The organism is Frigoribacterium sp. 2-23 (assembly GCF_049601585.1).
GTDB lineage: Bacteria > Actinomycetota > Actinomycetes > Actinomycetales > Microbacteriaceae > Frigoribacterium.
The window spans coordinates 812,800-829,050 of the sequence record NZ_CP187126.1; the positions used below are offsets into that span (position 1 = coordinate 812,800).

The 16,251-nt window shown below is 71.2% G+C and carries 14 protein-coding genes and 1 tRNA gene; 13 read left to right on the top strand and 2 right to left on the bottom strand.

What is annotated here, in order from left to right:
* The first annotated feature begins 116 nt into the window (after positions 1 to 116).
* The 5 genes from ACPEEZ_RS03895 to ACPEEZ_RS03915 all read left to right on the top strand — a co-directional run bounded on the left by ACPEEZ_RS03895 (position 117) and on the right by ACPEEZ_RS03915 (position 4,157).
* Entirely contained in the window at positions 117 to 662 is a 546-nt protein-coding gene (locus ACPEEZ_RS03895) for an FtsB family cell division protein (protein WP_423923012.1), read from the top strand.
* Positions 659 to 1,219, top strand: coding sequence for a DUF501 domain-containing protein (locus ACPEEZ_RS03900; RefSeq protein ID WP_423923014.1), 561 nt, complete (start codon positions 659 to 661; stop codon positions 1,217 to 1,219). The genes ACPEEZ_RS03895 and ACPEEZ_RS03900 overlap by 4 nt, the downstream gene beginning before the upstream one ends.
* Positions 1,220 to 1,224: 5 nt before the next feature.
* Positions 1,225 to 2,502 (top strand): S8 family serine peptidase, encoded by a 1,278-nt coding sequence (locus ACPEEZ_RS03905; RefSeq protein WP_423923016.1) that lies wholly within the window; start codon positions 1,225 to 1,227, stop codon positions 2,500 to 2,502.
* A gap of 39 nt (positions 2,503 to 2,541) precedes the next feature.
* On the top strand, positions 2,542 to 3,993 hold the full coding sequence (locus tag ACPEEZ_RS03910) for an NAD(P)/FAD-dependent oxidoreductase (RefSeq protein WP_423923018.1): 1,452 nt from the start codon (positions 2,542 to 2,544) through the stop codon (positions 3,991 to 3,993).
* A 90-nt stretch (positions 3,994 to 4,083) separates the two neighbouring features.
* Positions 4,084 to 4,157, top strand: a tRNA-Leu gene (locus tag ACPEEZ_RS03915).
* Between the two features lie 62 nt (positions 4,158 to 4,219).
* On the opposite strand, the gene ACPEEZ_RS03920 is transcribed toward ACPEEZ_RS03915, so the two are convergent.
* Positions 4,220 to 6,391, bottom strand: coding sequence for a hypothetical protein (locus ACPEEZ_RS03920; protein WP_423923020.1), 2,172 nt, complete (start codon positions 6,389 to 6,391; stop codon positions 4,220 to 4,222).
* Positions 6,392 to 6,690: 299 nt separating this feature from the next.
* Here ACPEEZ_RS03920 and ACPEEZ_RS03925 point away from each other — a divergent pair, with 299 nt between their 5' ends.
* A complete protein-coding gene (locus tag ACPEEZ_RS03925; protein ID WP_423923022.1) occupies positions 6,691 to 7,272 on the top strand; it encodes a LemA family protein in 582 nt (193 codons plus the stop codon).
* Between the two features lie 46 nt (positions 7,273 to 7,318).
* The gene (locus ACPEEZ_RS03930; protein WP_423923024.1) at positions 7,319 to 8,227 is read left to right on the top strand and encodes a M48 family metalloprotease; all 909 of its coding nucleotides are present in this window, start codon (positions 7,319 to 7,321) and stop codon (positions 8,225 to 8,227) included.
* Positions 8,228 to 8,266: 39 nt separating this feature from the next.
* Here the strand turns inward: ACPEEZ_RS03930 and ACPEEZ_RS03935 are convergent, their stop codons facing one another.
* Positions 8,267 to 9,454 carry a winged helix-turn-helix domain-containing protein gene (locus tag ACPEEZ_RS03935; protein ID WP_423923026.1) on the bottom strand — a complete coding sequence of 396 codons (1,188 nt, stop codon included), beginning with the start codon at positions 9,452 to 9,454 and terminating at the stop codon, positions 8,267 to 8,269.
* A gap of 161 nt (positions 9,455 to 9,615) precedes the next feature.
* On the opposite strand from ACPEEZ_RS03935, the gene ACPEEZ_RS03940 reads away from it, so the two are divergent.
* From ACPEEZ_RS03940 to ilvA, 6 genes are all read left to right on the top strand, one after another.
* Complete coding sequence (locus ACPEEZ_RS03940; RefSeq protein WP_423923028.1) at positions 9,616 to 10,749, top strand: ABC transporter substrate-binding protein; 1,134 nt, start codon at positions 9,616 to 9,618, stop codon at positions 10,747 to 10,749.
* Positions 10,750 to 10,754: 5 nt separating this feature from the next.
* Entirely contained in the window at positions 10,755 to 11,675 is a 921-nt protein-coding gene (locus ACPEEZ_RS03945) for an ABC transporter permease (protein ID WP_423923030.1), read from the top strand.
* Positions 11,672 to 12,550 (top strand): ABC transporter permease subunit, encoded by an 879-nt coding sequence (locus ACPEEZ_RS03950; protein WP_423923032.1) that lies wholly within the window; start codon positions 11,672 to 11,674, stop codon positions 12,548 to 12,550. Before ACPEEZ_RS03945 ends, ACPEEZ_RS03950 begins: the two co-directional genes overlap by 4 nt.
* On the top strand, positions 12,547 to 13,620 hold the full coding sequence (locus ACPEEZ_RS03955; protein ID WP_423923034.1) for an ABC transporter ATP-binding protein: 1,074 nt from the start codon (positions 12,547 to 12,549) through the stop codon (positions 13,618 to 13,620). The genes ACPEEZ_RS03950 and ACPEEZ_RS03955 overlap by 4 nt, the downstream gene beginning before the upstream one ends.
* A gap of 137 nt (positions 13,621 to 13,757) precedes the next feature.
* Positions 13,758 to 14,939, top strand: coding sequence for an AI-2E family transporter (locus ACPEEZ_RS03960; protein WP_423923036.1), 1,182 nt, complete (start codon positions 13,758 to 13,760; stop codon positions 14,937 to 14,939).
* Complete coding sequence (gene ilvA / locus ACPEEZ_RS03965) at positions 14,932 to 16,170, top strand: threonine ammonia-lyase (RefSeq protein ID WP_423923038.1); 1,239 nt, start codon at positions 14,932 to 14,934, stop codon at positions 16,168 to 16,170. Before ACPEEZ_RS03960 ends, ilvA begins: the two co-directional genes overlap by 8 nt.
* The last annotated feature ends 81 nt before the right edge of the window (positions 16,171 to 16,251 follow it).

Here is a 16,251-nt window from a genome sequence, read left to right on the forward strand (position 1 = left end):
GAGTGACGCGCCGGGCGACTGCCGCCCGCCGCTCGTGAGGCCCGTCCCGGTTCCCCGGGGCGGGCCTCACGGCGTTCCGTCACCGTGCGCCCGATCTCGTCGCGTACTCTCGGAGCATGCCTCGTGAGACCAAGAACCGGCGTGTGCCGGTCACGCTCCCGGCCATGGAGACCCCCGCCGGCGGCTGGCTGCGCAGCATCCGCTTCTCGGGCTTCAGCCTGCTGATGCTCGTGATCCTCATCCTGTTCGTCGTGATCCTCGCGCCGTCGCTCAAGACGCTCATCCAGCAGCAGCAGCAGATCGCGGCGCTGCAGCAGGACGTGGTCGACCAGAAGAAGAACGTCGAGAGCCTCCAGGGCGACGTCGCGCGATGGTCCGACCCGGCCTACATCGAGGCCCAGGCCCGCGACCGCCTGCTGTACGTCTACCCGGGCGAGTACAGCTACCTCGTGATGGGTGACGACAAATCCGTCAAGAAGGCCGGCACCGGCGCGGCGATCAGCGACACGATCCAGACGCCCCAGGTCGACTGGGTGGCCGCCATGACGTCGTCCGTCTTCGACTCCGGTCTGAGCGACGCCTCCGCCACCGAGCTGGTGGCACCCGACATCAGCGGCAGCCAGGTCCCGGCCGGCACCGCCCCGACCGGGGGGACCCCGTGACGACACCGCCCTTCGAACCGGTCACCGACGACGACATCCGTATCGTCACCGCTCAGCTCGGACGCCCCGCGCGCGATGTCATCGGCATCCCGGCGCGCTGTGTCTGCGGCAACCCCACCGTCGTCGCCACGAAGCCGCGGCTCTCCGACGGCACGCCGTTCCCGACGCTGTACTACCTGTGCCACCCGGGGGCCACGGCGGCCATCTCGACGCTCGAGGCGACCGGCGTCATGGTCGAGTTCACCGACCTGTTGGCCTCCGACCCCGACCTGCGGCATCGCTACGGGCTGGCGCACGAGGCCTATCTCGCCGACCGCGAGGGCATCGAGCACGTCCCCGAGGTCGCGCACGTCACGGCCGGAGGCATGCCCGAGCGGGTCAAGTGCCTGCACGCGCTGGCCGGGCACGCCCTCGCCGCCGGTCCGGGTGTCAACCCGATCGGGGATCTCGCTCTCGAGCGCGCGGCCTGGAGCCCGGACGTCTGCCGTTGCCCCGACTACCTCGCCGAGGCGACGGTCGACGACGACTCGACCCGCGCCTCCTTCGGGTCGAGCTGACCGTCGTGCGACGCTCCGGGGGGAGGCGCGGCGCGCGGGGGCTGCGCGCCGTGGCGGCGGTCGTCGTGATGGTGACGGCCTCGGTCGTGGTGCCCGCGTCGATGGCGTCCGCCGACTCGATCCGCGACGCGGAGTACTGGCTCGACGACTACGGGGTGCGGCAGGCCTGGAACACGTCGCGCGGTGCCGGGGTGACCGTCGCCGTGATCGACACCGGGGTCGACTCCTCGATCACCGAGTTGAAGGACGCCGTCGTCGGCGGCACGGACATGTCGGGTCAGGGGGCGCCGAACGGTCAGAAGCCGGTCGGCGACGACCCCACCCACGGGTCTCTCGTGGCCTCGATGCTGGCCGGTCGTGGGACGGGTCAGGGCGACGGCGTGATCGGGGTCGCGCCCGAGGCGAAGGTGCTGTCCGTGTCGGTCGGCTTCGGCGCCGGCGCCAAGGACTCCGACACCCAGATCGCCGACGCCGTCCGGTGGTCGGTCGACAACGGGGCGTCGGTGATCAACATGTCGCTCACCCGCAACACGCTCGACTGGCCGACCAGTTGGGACGACGCCTTCCTCTACGCGATGAAGCACGACGTCGTGATCGTCGCCGCCGCCGGCAACCGGGGCAGCGGCACGACGGAGGTCGGCGCACCCGCGACCATGCCGGGCGTGCTCACCGTGGCCGGCGTCGATCGTTCGGGCGCCGCGAGCTTCGACGCCTCGAGTCAGGGCATCACCATCGGCGTCGCCGCCCCGAGCGAGGACCTGGTGGGTGCGGGGCCCGGCAACGTCCACTACAAGTGGAGCGGCACGAGCGGGGCGACACCCCTGGTCGCGGGCATCGTCGCCCTGGTGCGCAGCGCCCACCCCGAGCTCGACGCCGACGACGTGATCAACCGCGTGGTGTCCACGGCGAAGCCGAAGGGCACGTCCGACCCCGATCCGCTCTACGGCCACGGGCTGGTCGACGCGTCGGCGGCGGTGACCGCGCCGGTGGCCTCCGTCACGACGAACCCGATGGGGGACCTGGCCGACTGGGTGCGTCTGCACCGCCGCGCCGATGTCACCCCGCCGCCGTCGTCGTCGGCGTCGACCGTGCCCGTCGAGCCCGACGCCACGCCCACCGACATCACCGCGCCGCGGCCCTCGCTCCAGGCGCTCCTGCCGACGGTCGAGACGATGCGGTCCACGGGCATCCCCGTGATCGTGTTCACGTTCTTCGGCGCCGCCTTGCTGGCCGTGCTGTGGGGCGCGTACCGGCAGTTCAAGAGGACACGCGACGAGGAGTAAACTCTCAGCGACACCCCCACCACAAGGAGATCATTCGCCGTGCCCAAAATCCTGATCGTCGGCGGCGGCTACGCCGGTTTCTACACCGCCTGGAAGCTCGAGAAGTGGTTGCGCGCGGGGGAGGCCGAGGTCACGATCGTCGACCCGCTGCCCTACATGACGTACCAGCCGTTCCTTCCCGAGGTCGCCTCCGGCTCCATCGAGCCCCGCCACGCGATCGTCTCGCTGCGTCGCCACCTGAAGAAGACGAACGTCGTCACGGCGAAGGTCACCAAGGTCGACCACGCCTCCAAGACGGCCACCATCACGCCCGAGGTGGGCGACGCCTGGACGATGGAGTACGACCAGATCGTCATGACCGCGGGTGCCGTCTCGCGCACGTTCCCCATCCCCGGTGTGGCCGACGAGGCCATCGGCCTCAAGACCATCGAAGAGGCCGCGGCGATCCGAGACAAGCTCCTCACGAACTTCCAGAAGGCCGCCAACCTGCCCGCGGGCCCCGAGCGCGACCGTCTGCTGACCGTCGTCGTCGTCGGCGGTGGCTTCGCCGGCATCGAGGTCTTCGCCGAGCTGCGCAGCTTCGCCAGCGACCTGCTCAAGTACTACCCCCAGCTCACCATCGACGACACGCACTTCCACCTCGTCGAGGCGATGGGCCGCATCATGCCCGAGGTGTCGCTCGAGACGAGCCACTGGGTGCTCAAGAACCTGGCCGAGCGCGCCGCGACGGTGCACCTCGACACGCAGCTGCAGTCCGCCGTCGGCGGTCTGATCGAGCTCTCGACCGGCGAGTCGTTCGAGTCCGACCTGATCGTCTGGACGGCCGGCGTCATGGCCAACCCGATGGTCCGTAGCACGGACTTCCCGCTCGAGCAGCGCGGCCGCATCACGGTGCAGCCCGACCTGCGCATCGTCGACGAGGGCGTCGTGGTCGAGGGCGCCTGGGCCTGCGGTGACGTCGCGGCGACCCCCGACCTCACGGGCAAGGGTGTCGGCGGCTTCTGTGTGCCGAACGCCCAGCACGCCGTCCGCATGGGCAAGCAGCTCGCCAAGAACCTCGTCGCCGACCTGCGCGGCGAGGGCACGAAAGACTACCGTCACGACAACCTGGGCGCGGTCGCCGGTCTGGGCATCGGCATCGGTGTGTTCCAGAGCGGCAAGTTCGCGATGAAGGGCTTCCCGGCCTGGGCCGCGCACCGTGGCTACCACGGCATGGCGATGCCTTCGTTCGAGCGCAAGTTCCGCGTCGTCGGCGGCTGGTGGAACAACTTCTGGCTGGGTCGCGACATCGCCTCGCTCGACAACCGCGAGCGTCCGCGTGCGGCGTTCGAGGAGTTCGCGTCGCGTCCGAAGCCCGCCGCCGAGGCCCCCGCGGCGACGCCCGAGGTCGGTGCGCCGGCCGACGCGGCCGGCCCCGCCTACGCGAACCCGACCGACGCGAAGGGCGAGGCCGTCAAGGGCGAGCCCGCGAAGGTCACGGCCTCCGAGTAGGCACACCCCGCTGCACGACGCCCGTCCCGGTCCGCCGGGGCGGGCGTCGTCGTCTCCCCGCGCCTCCCGTCTCGTAGGCTGGGACGGCACGCCCCCGTAGCCCAATCGGCAGAGGCAGGCGACTTAAAATCGCTTCAGTCAGGGTTCGAATCCCTGCGGGGGCACTCGCGGGCCGGGCGGCCCCCAAGCCGGGGGCCCCGAATCCGGCGGGTCAGAAGCGGGCGCGTCAGAAGTCGGCGCGTGTCGGCTCCACGAAGCGCACCCAGAGCCACGCCGCGACGGCGATGGCGGCGCACGAGGCGGCGACGACCACGAGCGGCCCGATCGGGAACCCGCTCACCGGGTTGCCGACGAACACGATGGAGGCGGCCGTCACGCCGGCGAGGGCCGTCACGAGATACGCGGGTCGCGACATCGCCCACAGAGCCCTGCCCGGTAGAGCGCCGAGGGGCAGGAGCAACAGCACGAGCGACCCCAGACCGGCCAGGCAGATCGTCGCCATGGTCTCGCGGCCGAGCTGCGACCAGAAGCCGCCGTCGAGTCCGACGACGCCGTGCAGCATCCACGCGGCGAAGGGCAGCACCGTCAGCAGACCGAGCTGCGCGAGGGCGACCGTGCCGCGATCGCGCGGCGTGGGTTCGACGGCATCGCGCCCGAGTCCGACGGTCGAGAGGCCCGCCGCCACCAGGACACCGACGAGGAGGGGTGGGTCGAGACCCAGGAGCCGCGTCGCGCCGGCTGCGGCGACGGCCGCGAGCACCAGCCCGGGCGAGACCCGGAGCCGCAGCGGGAGGCCCCGCCTCCGGGCCAGGACGGCGGCGGGCAGCACCAGGCAGACACCGTTGACGACGAGGAGCCCGAGCACGATCCCGGCGGCCATCCGGGCGTACTGCACCTCGTCGTCGACTCCGGCGGCCAGCGCGGTGATGGCGGCGCCGGCGGCGATCGTCACGCCCACGGCGACCCACGGGCTGATCGTGCCGGTGTTGAAACCGGTGGGCACCTCGACCGATCGGTTGCGGCCGGTCAGGCGTGCTCGGAGGGGATGCCAGCGCCCGCGAGCGGCGGCGGAGGCGAGCCGGGAGGGGGCTGCGATCAGGACGAGGAAGAGCACACCGAGCGCGATGGCGGCGGGCCAGGCGGGGGTGCCGATCGTCTGGGCGAGGGTCGGCAGGTCACGACCGAAGGAGGTGGCGGTCGCCCAGGTGCCGGAGCCGGCGGCACCCGAGGGGCCGCTGCCTCCGCCTCCACGACCCGGCACGCCGGGCGCGGTGCCCGACTGCCCCGGGGGTGTCCCGGCCGCGGAGGGCGGAGGCACGGCGCCGTCGGTCGGGGCCGGTGTCGGGGAGGGCGAGGCGGACTTCGACGGCGTGGGCGTCGGCGTGGAGGGCGCGGACGCCGCGGGGGCGCTGTCGGCCGGTGCGTTGCGGACGGTCACGCGGAGGGCGGTCGACGGCGGCCCGTAGTTGCCGGCGGCGTCCACCTGGGCGGCCTGGATGTCTCGTGCACCATCGGGCAGGCTCGATCCGGTCGAGGTGCACTGCCAGGCACCCGAGACGACGCGGCTCTGACAGACCGGGCTGCTGTCCACGTAGACCGTGACGATCGCGCCGTCCTCACCCTGGCCTCGGAACGTGACGGGCTGCGCCGAGATCGTCGACCCGGCTCCGGGCGACGTCACGGTGGGCGCGCTCGGCGCGTCGCGGTCGACGGTCGCCGAGACGGGCGACGAGGCCGACGAGGTCGGGACGGCGGGGATGGCCGCGGACGACTGCGTCGCCTGCAGCGCGTACGTGCCGGACGGGAACGCGCCTGCCGGCAGGATGGCTTCCCATGCGCCTCCGGAGCCCACGGTCGCCGTCGTGGTCGCGCCGCCCGTCGCCGACACGGAGACGGTGGCGCCGGGGTAGCCGGTGCCGCTCGCCTTGGCACCGACGAGCAGACCCCCGGTGACGGTCGGCGCGCCGAGCACCGAGAACGACCCCGTCGTGGCATCGTCGGTGGCGTTCGTGGTGTCGCGGACGGTGAGCCGGAGGCCCGCGCCGTTCGGCAGGGTCACCCGGCACGACCAGGGGGCCGAGGCGGAGTCCGACGCGGCCACCGTCGTCGTGCAGAGGGACGCCGACGGGACGGACGGGTCCAGGATGCGGAGCGCCGCCCCGGGCGTGCCGGTGCCGGTCACGGTGACGCTGTTCGTCGAGCGGTTGCCGACGTCGTCGATCGTCGGGGCGACGGCTGCCGGCGGCGTCGGGCTCGGCGCGCTGAACGTCGGGTCGGGGGTCGGCGACGCGAAGACGGCGGCCGGGCTGAGGACGGACAGGGCCAGTGCGGCGAGCAGCGTGGGCGCGATCCATCGGCCGGAGGACCGGACGCGTCGCGCGGTTCGCCTCGAAATCACGGTCGACGACGGCCCGGCGGCGGTCGCAGCACGGGAGCGGAGTGAGATCGGAGTCGCGGGCACTACCACCCATTCAGCACGGTGCCGGGCGACAAGTCAATCAACCTCACGGGGGATTACTCATATTGAGGCACGGGGCCACGATCCAGGCGTGAGTTCGCTCCGAGAACGCCCAGTCGACGTGAAGCCATCGCAAGGCCCATTTATAGTGAATGACGCGCTGCGGCGACCCGATCGATGTCCCGTCCCGGGGCACAGCGCCGTGCAACCCGCGTGACGTACCCCGAGGAGAACCCCGCATGAACCCGGCCACTATCGGCATCCTGGTCGCCGTCGGCATCATCGTCCTGCTGGCCGTCATCATCGGGATCTACCTCTGGGCGACGTACAACTCGCTCGTGACGCTGAAGATGCGCGTCGACGAGGCGTGGAGCGACATCACCGTCCAGCTGAAGCGTCGAGCCGACCTGATCCCGAACATCATCGAATCGGTGAAGGGCTACGCCACCCACGAGGCGAGCGTGTTCCAGAACGTCACGCAGGCCCGCGCCGAGACGATCAGCGCCCAGACACCCGCGCAGGCCTCCGCGGCCGAGAACCACATGCAGACGGCCCTCAAGAGCATCTTCGCGGTGGCCGAGGCGTACCCGCAGTTGCAGGCGAGCCAGAACTTCCTGCAGCTGCAGTCCGAGCTCGTCGACACCGAGGACAAGATCCAGGCCTCGCGTCGTTTCTACAACGGCGGCGTCCGCGAGTTCAACACGAAGACGCGCGTGTTCCCCAACACGCTGTTCGCCCGCCGCCTGGGCTTCACCGAGCGCGACTTCTTCGAGGTCGCCGAGCCGTCGGCGATCGCGGAGCCGCCGCGCGTGCAGTTCTGACGACGCCCGACGCGACGCCGTCCCGCCTTCCTGAGCGAGCCTCCTCATGTATTCCGCGATAGCGCGTAACAAGCGCAACACCGTCCTGATCATCGCGATCTTCATCGTGATCGTCGGCGCCCTCGGGTTCGGTGCCGGGCTGCTCTGGAACAATTTCTCGATCGGCTTCGTCGTGCTCGTCGTGGCGGTGCTCTACGCGCTCTTCCAGTACTTCGCGGCGAGTGGTCAGGCCGTCGCCATGAGCGGGGCCCAGCAGGTCGACGCCCAGACCGCGCCGCGCCTCTACAAGACCGTCGAGAACCTGTCGATCACGATGGGCATGCCGATGCCGAAGGTCTACGTGGTCGTCGACCCGTCGCCGAACGCGTTCGCGACCGGACGCGACCCCGACCACGCGATCGTCGCGGCCACGACGGGGCTGCTCGAGATCATGGACGACAGCGAACTGCAGGGCGTCATGGCCCACGAGATGGGTCACGTCAAGAACTACGACATCCGGGTCTCGATGATGGTGTTCGGGCTCGTCGTCGCCGTCGGGTTCCTGGCCGACATCCTGCTCCGCATGTCGTTCTTCAGTGCCCTGTCGGGTGGCAACCGCAACAACAGCAACAACAACGGCGGTGGGGGCGGCAACCCCGTCCTGCTGATCGCCGGGCTCGCCGCCATGATCATCGCGCCGCTCGCCGCTGCCGGTGTGCAGGCCGCGGTGTCGCGTCAGCGCGAGTACCTCGCCGATGCGACCGGTGCTCTGACGACGCGGTACCCCGAGGGGCTGGCCCGAGCACTCGAGAAGCTCGGGGCCTACGGCCGACCGATGCGCCAGCAGAACTCGTCGATGTCGCACCTCTGGATCAGCGACCCGATGAAACCAGGCGCGATGGACCGCCTGTTCAGCACGCACCCGCCCCTCGAGGACCGCATCAAGCGACTGCGCGAGAACGCCGCGTCGTTCTAGGCCGCCCTGCTCCGGCGGGCGCCGACGCCGCGGGCGCGCCTACACGGCCGCGGCCAGGGCATCGGCGAGGTCGCCGCGCGGCATGACCTCGACACCGTCGAGACCCTGCCACGAGGAGGCGCGGTGCAGCAACGCCGCCAGCCTCTCGACATCGACGGGCAGGTCGCGTTCGCGCCAGGCGGCCTGCACACGCAGCACTCCCGCCTGCCGGTCGCTCTTCAGATCGACGCGCGCCACCAGGCTGTCGCCCTGCAGCACCGGCAGCACGTAGTACCCGTGCACGCGCTTCGGCTGGGGCGTGTAGATCTCGATGCGGTAGTGGAACCCGAAGAGTCGTTCGGCCCGCGGGCGCTCCCAGACGACCGGGTCGAACGGTGACAGCAGGGCGTCGGCGTCGAGGCGGCGGGGCAGCCGCGCGTCGCGGTGCAGCCACGCGGGTCGGGTCCAGCCGTCGACGGACACGGGCTGCAGGACCCCCTCGTCGTGCAGGTCGTGGAGGGCCGGCAGGACATCGGCGGTCTTGAGCCGGAAGTAGTCGGCGAGGTCGGACGTCGTGCCGACGCCGTGGGCCGAGGCGGCGTGGGCCACCAGGCGGCGGTGCGCCTCGGCGCGATCGACCGTCTCGTCGAGGACGGACGCGGGGAGGACCTGCTCGGGCAGCGCGTAGACGCGCTCGAAGCGGCGCCGGCCGGCACTGACGACGTCGCCCACCCGGAACAGGCTCTCGAGCCCCCGCTTGACGTCGCCCCAGCCCCACCAGGGGCCGGTGCGGACGTTGGCGTCGTGCTCGATCAGTGAGGCCGGCAGCGGGCCCTTGTCGCGCAGCTCGTCGAGCAGCCACCGAGCCATCGAGGCGTTCTGCGCGAGCCACGACGAGTCGTCGCCGAGCCACTTCGCCCGGTAGTCGTCCATCCGCCAGCGCAGCAGAGGCCATGTCGACACGGGCACGAAGGCGGCCTCGTGCGCCCAGTACTCGATGTAGCGCGACCGGGGCGTCATCGTCAGGCGGTCGAGCAGAGTCTTGTCGTACGGGCCGAGTCGGGCGAAGAACGGCAGGTAGTGGCTGCGTTCGAAGACGTTGACGGAGTCGATCTGCACGAGACCGAGACGGTCGATCAGGCCGTTCAGCTGGCGGGTGCCCACGGTCGCCGTCGGGCGGCCGAAGCCCTGGGCGGCGAGGGCGACACGTCGGGCGAGGGCAGGGGAGAGACGTTCGGGAGCGGCCACGGGGTCGACCCTAGCCAGCGCCGCCGACAGTGACGCGCCTCCTGCGGTTCACGAGCAATTCATCTGCCGACCGCCACCCGGACGCCCACGCCTTCTAGCTTCCCTTCAGCACCCCCGTGCCGCCCTCACAGCCCGACCCACCCGGAGGAATTCCCGTGATCATGACCCGTTCCCTCGCGAAGCGATTCGTCGCACCGGCGGCCGCCCTCGCCGTCGTCGCTCTCGGCCTCACCGCCTGCTCCGGCGACTCCGGCTCGAGCGCCGCGGGCGGCGTCGACGCCGCGACCGCGACGAGCGCCGACGCGTTCGGCGGGATGGACGGCCTCGTCAGCGCTGCCAAGGCCGAGGGCTCGTTGAACGTCATCGCGCTGCCCGAGACCTGGGCCAACTACGGCAAGATCATCTCGGCCTTCGAGGACAAGTACGGCATCACGGTCAACTCGGCCGACCCCGACGTGTCGAGCGCCGACGAGATCGCCGCCGCGAAGAACCTCAAGGGTCAGGACACCGCCCCCGACGTCTTCGACCTCGGCTCGGCCGTCACGCTCGACAGCCTCGACTACTTCGCGCCCTACAAGGTGACGACCTGGGACGACATCCCCGACGAGCGCAAGGACGCCGACGGCAAGTGGGTCTACGACTACACCGGGCTCATGTCGATCGGCTACGACGCCAGCGCCGTCTCGGCGCCGAAGAGCCTCGACGACCTGCTCGGCTCGGGCTACAAGGGCAAGGTCGCCATCAACGGCGACCCGACCCAGGCCGGTGCGGCCGCCGCGGCCGTCCAGTGGGCCGCCCTGCAGTCGGGCGGCAGCGCCGACGACATCACGGCCGGCGTCGACTTCTTCGGCAAGATGAGCGACGCGGGCAACCTGCTGCCGGTCGACCCGACGCCCGCCACGATCGCCAGCGGCGAGACCCCCGTCGTCTTCGACTGGAGCTACAACAACCTGGCCGCCGCCGACACCGCGAGCGGCCGCGACTGGAAGACGGTCGTGCTGCCCGGCACGGCACTGGCCAGCTACTACAACCAGGCCATCAACGTCGACGCCCCGCACCCCGCCGCCGCACGTCTGTGGCAGGAGTTCATCATGAGCGACACCGCGCAGAACCTGTACCTGCAGGCCGGTGCCTACCCCGTCCGCATGGACGCGATGAGCAAGGCCGGCACCGTCGACAAGGACGCCCTCGACAAGGTCGGGGCCCAGCCCTCCGACGTCGTCCAGTTCACCAGCGCGCAGACGGAGGCCGCGTCGAAGACGCTCGCCGCCACCTGGGCCACCGCGATCGGCTGAGCCCCATGACCGTGGTCGACACCGCTCCGGCGGACAGCACGACCACCGCATCCGTCCGCGGCGACGTCGGGCCCTCACCGGCCCGGCGTCGCCCGGCGGCGTGGTGGGGGCTGACACCGTTCGCGCTCTACGTGCTGCTCTTCCTGGCGGTGCCGTGCGGCATCGCACTGGCCACGGGTTTCTTCGACGCCACGGGTGTCCCGACCCTCGACAACATCGCCGTGCTGGGGGAGCCGGCGATCCTCGGCACCTTCGTGAGCTCGTTCGGGGTGTCGGCCGTCAGCGCCGTGATCGGCGCCCTCGTCGGCGCGGCCGTCTGCTGGGGCCTCACCGCTCTGCGTCCCGACGGTGCCGTCCGCGGCATGATCGACTCCGCCGCGAGCGTGCTCGCGCAGTTCGGCGGCGTGATGCTCGCCTTCGCGTTCATCGCGACGATCGGCCTGCAGGGCGTCGTCACGCAACTGCTCATCCAGTCGTTCGGCATCGACATCGACGGCGCGCAGCTCTACACCGTCCGGGGTCTCGTGCTGCCGTACGTGTACTTCCAGGTTCCGCTGATGGTCATCACGTTCATGCCGGCCGTGTCCGGGCTGAAGCCGCAATGGCAGGAGGCGGTGGCGACACTCGGAGGCACCTGGTGGCAGCACCTGACGAAGGTCGTCGTCCCCGTGCTCGCGCCCGCCTTCACCGGCAGTCTGCTGCTGCTGTTCGCCAACGCGTTCTCGTCGTACGCCACGGCGGCGGCGCTGATCAGCCAGGGCGCCCAGATCGTGCCGCTGCAGATCCGGGCCGCCCTCGTCAGCGAGACGGTGCTGGGCCGCGCGAACGTCGCGGGAGCCCTGGCCCTCGGCATGATCGTCGTGATGGCGGCCGTCATGATCGTCTATTCGCGCCTCCAGCGTCGGACCGAGAGGTGGCAGCGATGAGCGTCGCCCTCCGCCGCCTCGTGTTGATCGTGGTCGGTCTCGCGTTCGCGATCCCGATCGCGGCCATGGTCGCCTTCACCCTCCGCAGCCCGACGGGCGTGGGCTACGACCTCGGCCACTGGACCGCCCTGGTCGACCCGGCCCACGCGCGCACCTACCGTGTCCTCGTCCAGGGCGTCGGCAACTCCCTCGTCCTCGCCGTGGTCTCGGCCGTCCTCGTGCTGCTCCTGCTCGTGCCGGCCATGGTGCTGGTATCGCTGCGCTATCCGCGTCTCGTCCGGCCGCTCGAGTTCCTCTGCATCATCCCGATCACGGTTCCGGCGATCGTGCTCGTCGTCGGTCTCGCACCCGTCTACGGGGTCATCGTGCGGATGGGCGGAGGGGGCGTCTGGACCCTCGCCTTCGCGTACGGCATCACCGTGCTGCCGTACGCCTACCGGGCGATCCAGTCCGATCTCGCGGCGACCGACCTCAAGACCCTCACCGAGGCGGCGCGCACGCTCGGCGCGGGCTGGCCCCGCATCATGGTCGGCATCATCGTGCCGAGCCTCCGTCGCGGGCTGCTCGCCGCCGGCTTCATCACCGTGGCCGTCGTCCTCGGCGAGTTCACCATCGCGTCGCTGCTCAACCGCGTCACCCTGCAGACCGCCCTCGTCCAGGTCTCGCGCAGCGATCCCTACGCCGCCGTCGCCTTCGCCCTGATGGCCCTGACCTTCGCGTTCGTCCTGCTGGTCGTGATCGGGCGTGTCGGTCGCATCGGGACGGTGCGCCCGGTCACCCGCGTCCGCCGGCCGCGCACGCCCGGCTCCTCGTCGTCCCCGCTCGGCCCGTCCGGCCTGACCGGCCCGACCTCCGCTCGAAAGGCCCTCCCATGACCGTCACCGACCAGACCACCGTCACTCGCTCTCGGCAGACGACCGGCGCCTCCGTCCGCTTCGAAGGCGTCGTCAAGGAGTACCCGGGCGGCAGCCGCGCCCTCGCGGGCGTCGACCTGGAGCTGCACCCGGGCGAGCTCGTCGCCGTGCTCGGACCGTCGGGGTGCGGCAAGACGACCGCGCTGCGCAGCCTGGCCGGACTCGAGACCACCACGAGCGGCAGCATCGCCATCGACGGTCGCGACGTCGTCGGTGTGCCGACGCATCGCCGCGACATCGGCATGGTGTTCCAGTCGTATTCGCTCTTCCCCCATCTGACGGTGCGCCAGAACGTCGAGTTCGGCCTCCGGATGCGCCGCGTCGGCTCGGCCGAGCGGGCGTCCCGGGCCGCCGAGATGCTCGAGCTGGTCGGCCTCGGTGCCCTCGGCGACCGCTACGCCCACCAGCTCTCGGGGGGTCAGCAGCAGCGTGTCGCGCTCGCCCGGGCGCTCGTCACGAGCCCCCGGGTGCTGCTGCTCGACGAGCCGTTGAGCGCCCTCGACGCGAAGGTCCGCGTGCAGTTGCGCGACGAGATCCGACGTATCCAGAAGGAGTTGTCCATCACGACCCTGTTCGTGACCCACGACCAGGAGGAGGCGCTCGCCGTCGCCGACCGCGTGGCCGTCATGCGGGCGGGCGTCATCGAGCAGATCGGGACACCGGAGTCGCTCTACGCCACACCGGCCACGCCGTTCGTGGCCGAGTTCGTCGGGTCGAGCAACCGCATCGTGGCCGATGTCGTCGACGGTCTCGTGCGGCTGCCGGGCTGCGAGCTGCCCGCCGTCGGCTCGCCCGCCGACGGTCCGGTGTGGGCGCTCATCCGCCCCGAGAACCTGCGCCTCGCCGAACAGGGCTGGGAAGGCACGGTCACGAGCGTGTCGTTCCTGGGGCCGGTCTCGCGGACCACGGTGACCACCGCCTCCGGAGCCACGATCGTCGTCGAGCACCGCGCGGACGACCGGAGGCGCGAGGGCGAGACCGTGCGTCTCGCGTTCGCCCCCCAGCCCCTCGCCGTCGTCCCGAGAGGTTGATCGGCGGGAGCCCCGGTGGGCCCTCGTGCTGACATCGGCTGTCCGGGTCTCGCCGCGTGGATCGGCGTCTGACCCGGGCGTATGCCGATGGAGGCATGCCTCATGTAACACGGCGCCGCGACCCCTACACTGGGCGGATGATCCGGCGCACCAGGGCCCCGCGCGGAGCGGCCGAGCACACGATCGACGACGCTCCGGCCTCGGCACGCGGACAGGCCGATCCGTCCCTCCCGCGCGGCATGGTCATCGCCGGCGCGTGGTCCTGGCGCCTGCTCGTCATCGCCGGTGTGATCGGACTCTTCGTCTGGCTGGTCATCCAGCTGCGCATCATCGTCATCCCGTTCATGGTCGCCCTGTTGGTGTCCGCCCTGCTCGTCCCGTTCTCGAACTGGCTGCAGCGGCACCGCTGGCCCAAGTGGGCGGCCGTCGTCGTCAGCCTGGTCGGCCTGCTCGTCGTCGTGTCGGGGCTCGTCTATCTGGTCGTGCTGCAGCTCGTCGACGGGTGGCCGTCGCTGCGCGATCGCTCGGTCGCGTCGTACGAGCAGTTCAAGGACTTCCTGCTCGCGTCGCCGCTGCACCTCACCGAGCGGCAGCTGAACGACTACGTGTCCGATGCCGTGACCGCGCTGCAGACCGACTCCCAGCCGCTGCTACGCGGGGCGCTCTCGGTCGGCACCACGGTCGGGCACGTCGGGGCCGGTCTGCTGCTCTGTCTCTTCGCCACGATCTTCCTCCTGATCGGCGGCGCCGAGATCTGGCGCTGGGTCGTGCGCATCTTCCCGCGCACGGCGCGTGCCGCCATCGACGGTGCGGGCCGTGCCGGGTGGACCACGTTGACGAACTTCGTCAAGGTGCAGATCTTCGTCGCGTTCGTGGACGCGGTGGGCATCGGGCTCGGTGCCCTGCTGCTCGGGCTGCCGCTCGTCGCCCCGATCGCCATCGCCGTCTTCCTCGGGTCGTTCGTGCCCGTCGTGGGAGCCGTCGCGACCGGCACGATCGCCGTCGTCATCGCGCTCGTCTACAACGGGTGGGTCGTCGCCCTCCTGATGCTCGCCGTCGTCATCCTCGTGCAGCAGCTCGAGGGGCACCTGCTGCAGCCGTTCGTCATGGGCAGCGCCGTCAAGGTGCACCCGCTGGCCGTCGTCTTCGCCGTCGCCGCGGGGTCGTTGCTGGCGGGCATCCCCGGCGCCCTGTTCGCCGTGCCCGTCGTGGCCGTTCTGAACGTGATGATCTCCTACGTCGCCAGCGGCCGCTGGAAGACCACCGACCGACCGATCCAGAGCGATGTCCGCTCGAAGGGACTCGTGACCGATGTCTGACCTCACCCTGGCAGGGCCCACCCTCCGCGAGATCGAGGAGGCGCGGGGGCGGGTCGCGAAGGTCGCCCGCGTCACCCCGATGGAGAGCTCGCAGTTCTTGGCCGACGTGCTGGGCTCTCCCGTCTACCTCAAGTGCGAGAACCTGCAGCGGACCGGCTCGTACAAGATCCGTGGCGCGTACAACCGACTGACACAGCTCTCGGACGACGAGAAGGCGCGCGGCGTCGTCGCGGCGTCCGCCGGCAACCACGCCCAGGGTGTCGCCCTGGCCGCTCGCGAGCTCGGCATCAAGGCCACCATCTTCATGCCCGTCGGCGTCGCCTTGCCCAAGCTGCAGGCGACGCGGCACTACGGCGCGGACGTCGTGCTCAGCGGCCACAACGTCGAGCAGGCGCTGCTCGCCGCGGGGGAGTTCTCGGCCAGCACCGGCGCGGTGTTCATCCCGCCGTTCGACCACGCCGACGTCGTCGCGGGTCAGGGCACGCTCGGCCTCGAGATCCTCGAGCAGGTCCCCGACGTCGACACCGTCATCGTCCCGATCGGCGGTGGTGGGCTGATCTCCGGCGTGGCGAGCGCCCTCGCGCAGATGGCCGAGGTGACCGGCCGTCGCGTCCGTGTCATCGGGGTGCAGGCCGCGAACGCCGCCCCCTATGCGCTGTCGTTGACGCGGGGCGAGCTGACGGGCGTCGACGCGCAGCCGACGATCGCCGACGGCATCGCCGTCGCGCGCCCCGGGATCCTCAACTTCGAGATCGTCAAGAAGACCGTCGACGAGGTCGTCACGGTCGGCGACGACGACACGGCGCGCGCGATGCTCGTCATGCTCGAGCGCGCGAAGCTCGTCGTCGAGGCGGCGGGCGCCGTCGGGGTGGCGGCCGTGCTCACGGAGCAGGTGCGTGACCTCGGCACCACGGTGATCGTCTTGAGCGGTGGCAACATCGACCCGCTCATGATGGAGCGCATCATCAGCCGGGGCCTCGTCGCCGCCGAGCGCTACCTGAAGCTGCGCGTGATGCTGCCCGACCGCCCGGGTCAGCTGACCCGGGTCAGCGAGATCCTGTCCGACGCGAACGCGAACGTCGTCGAGGTGCTGCACACCCGGCACGGTCGCGGGCTGCAGATCAGCGAGGTCGAACTCGAGTTGAGCGTCGAGACGCGCGGACCCGATCACGTCGAGGACGTGCTGCAGCGGCTGCGCGACGCGGGCTTCACGCCCAACGTCGACTTCTAGGCCGCCGGCCGGCCGCTCTACACGCGGAAAGGGACGAGACACCCCCGGGCCCGGGGGTGTCTCGTCCCTTTCCGCGTGCGA

Bases quoted from the DNA above. Each gene is read 5' to 3' on its own strand.
- ACPEEZ_RS03895 (WP_423923012.1), top strand. From the start codon at position 117: ATGCCTCGTGAGACCAAGAACCGGCGTGTGCCGGTCACGCTCCCGGCC.
- ACPEEZ_RS03925 (WP_423923022.1), top strand. From the start codon at position 6,691: ATGAACCCGGCCACTATCGGCATCCTGGTCGCCGTCGGCATCATCGTC.
- ACPEEZ_RS03930 (WP_423923024.1), top strand. From the start codon at position 7,319: ATGTATTCCGCGATAGCGCGTAACAAGCGCAACACCGTCCTGATCATC.
- ACPEEZ_RS03940 (WP_423923028.1), top strand. From the start codon at position 9,616: ATGACCCGTTCCCTCGCGAAGCGATTCGTCGCACCGGCGGCCGCCCTC.
- ACPEEZ_RS03945 (WP_423923030.1), top strand. From the start codon at position 10,755: ATGACCGTGGTCGACACCGCTCCGGCGGACAGCACGACCACCGCATCC.
- ACPEEZ_RS03950 (WP_423923032.1), top strand. From the start codon at position 11,672: ATGAGCGTCGCCCTCCGCCGCCTCGTGTTGATCGTGGTCGGTCTCGCG.
- ACPEEZ_RS03955 (WP_423923034.1), top strand. From the start codon at position 12,547: ATGACCGTCACCGACCAGACCACCGTCACTCGCTCTCGGCAGACGACC.
- ACPEEZ_RS03960 (WP_423923036.1), top strand. From the start codon at position 13,758: ATGATCCGGCGCACCAGGGCCCCGCGCGGAGCGGCCGAGCACACGATC.
- ilvA (WP_423923038.1), top strand. From the start codon at position 14,932: ATGTCTGACCTCACCCTGGCAGGGCCCACCCTCCGCGAGATCGAGGAG.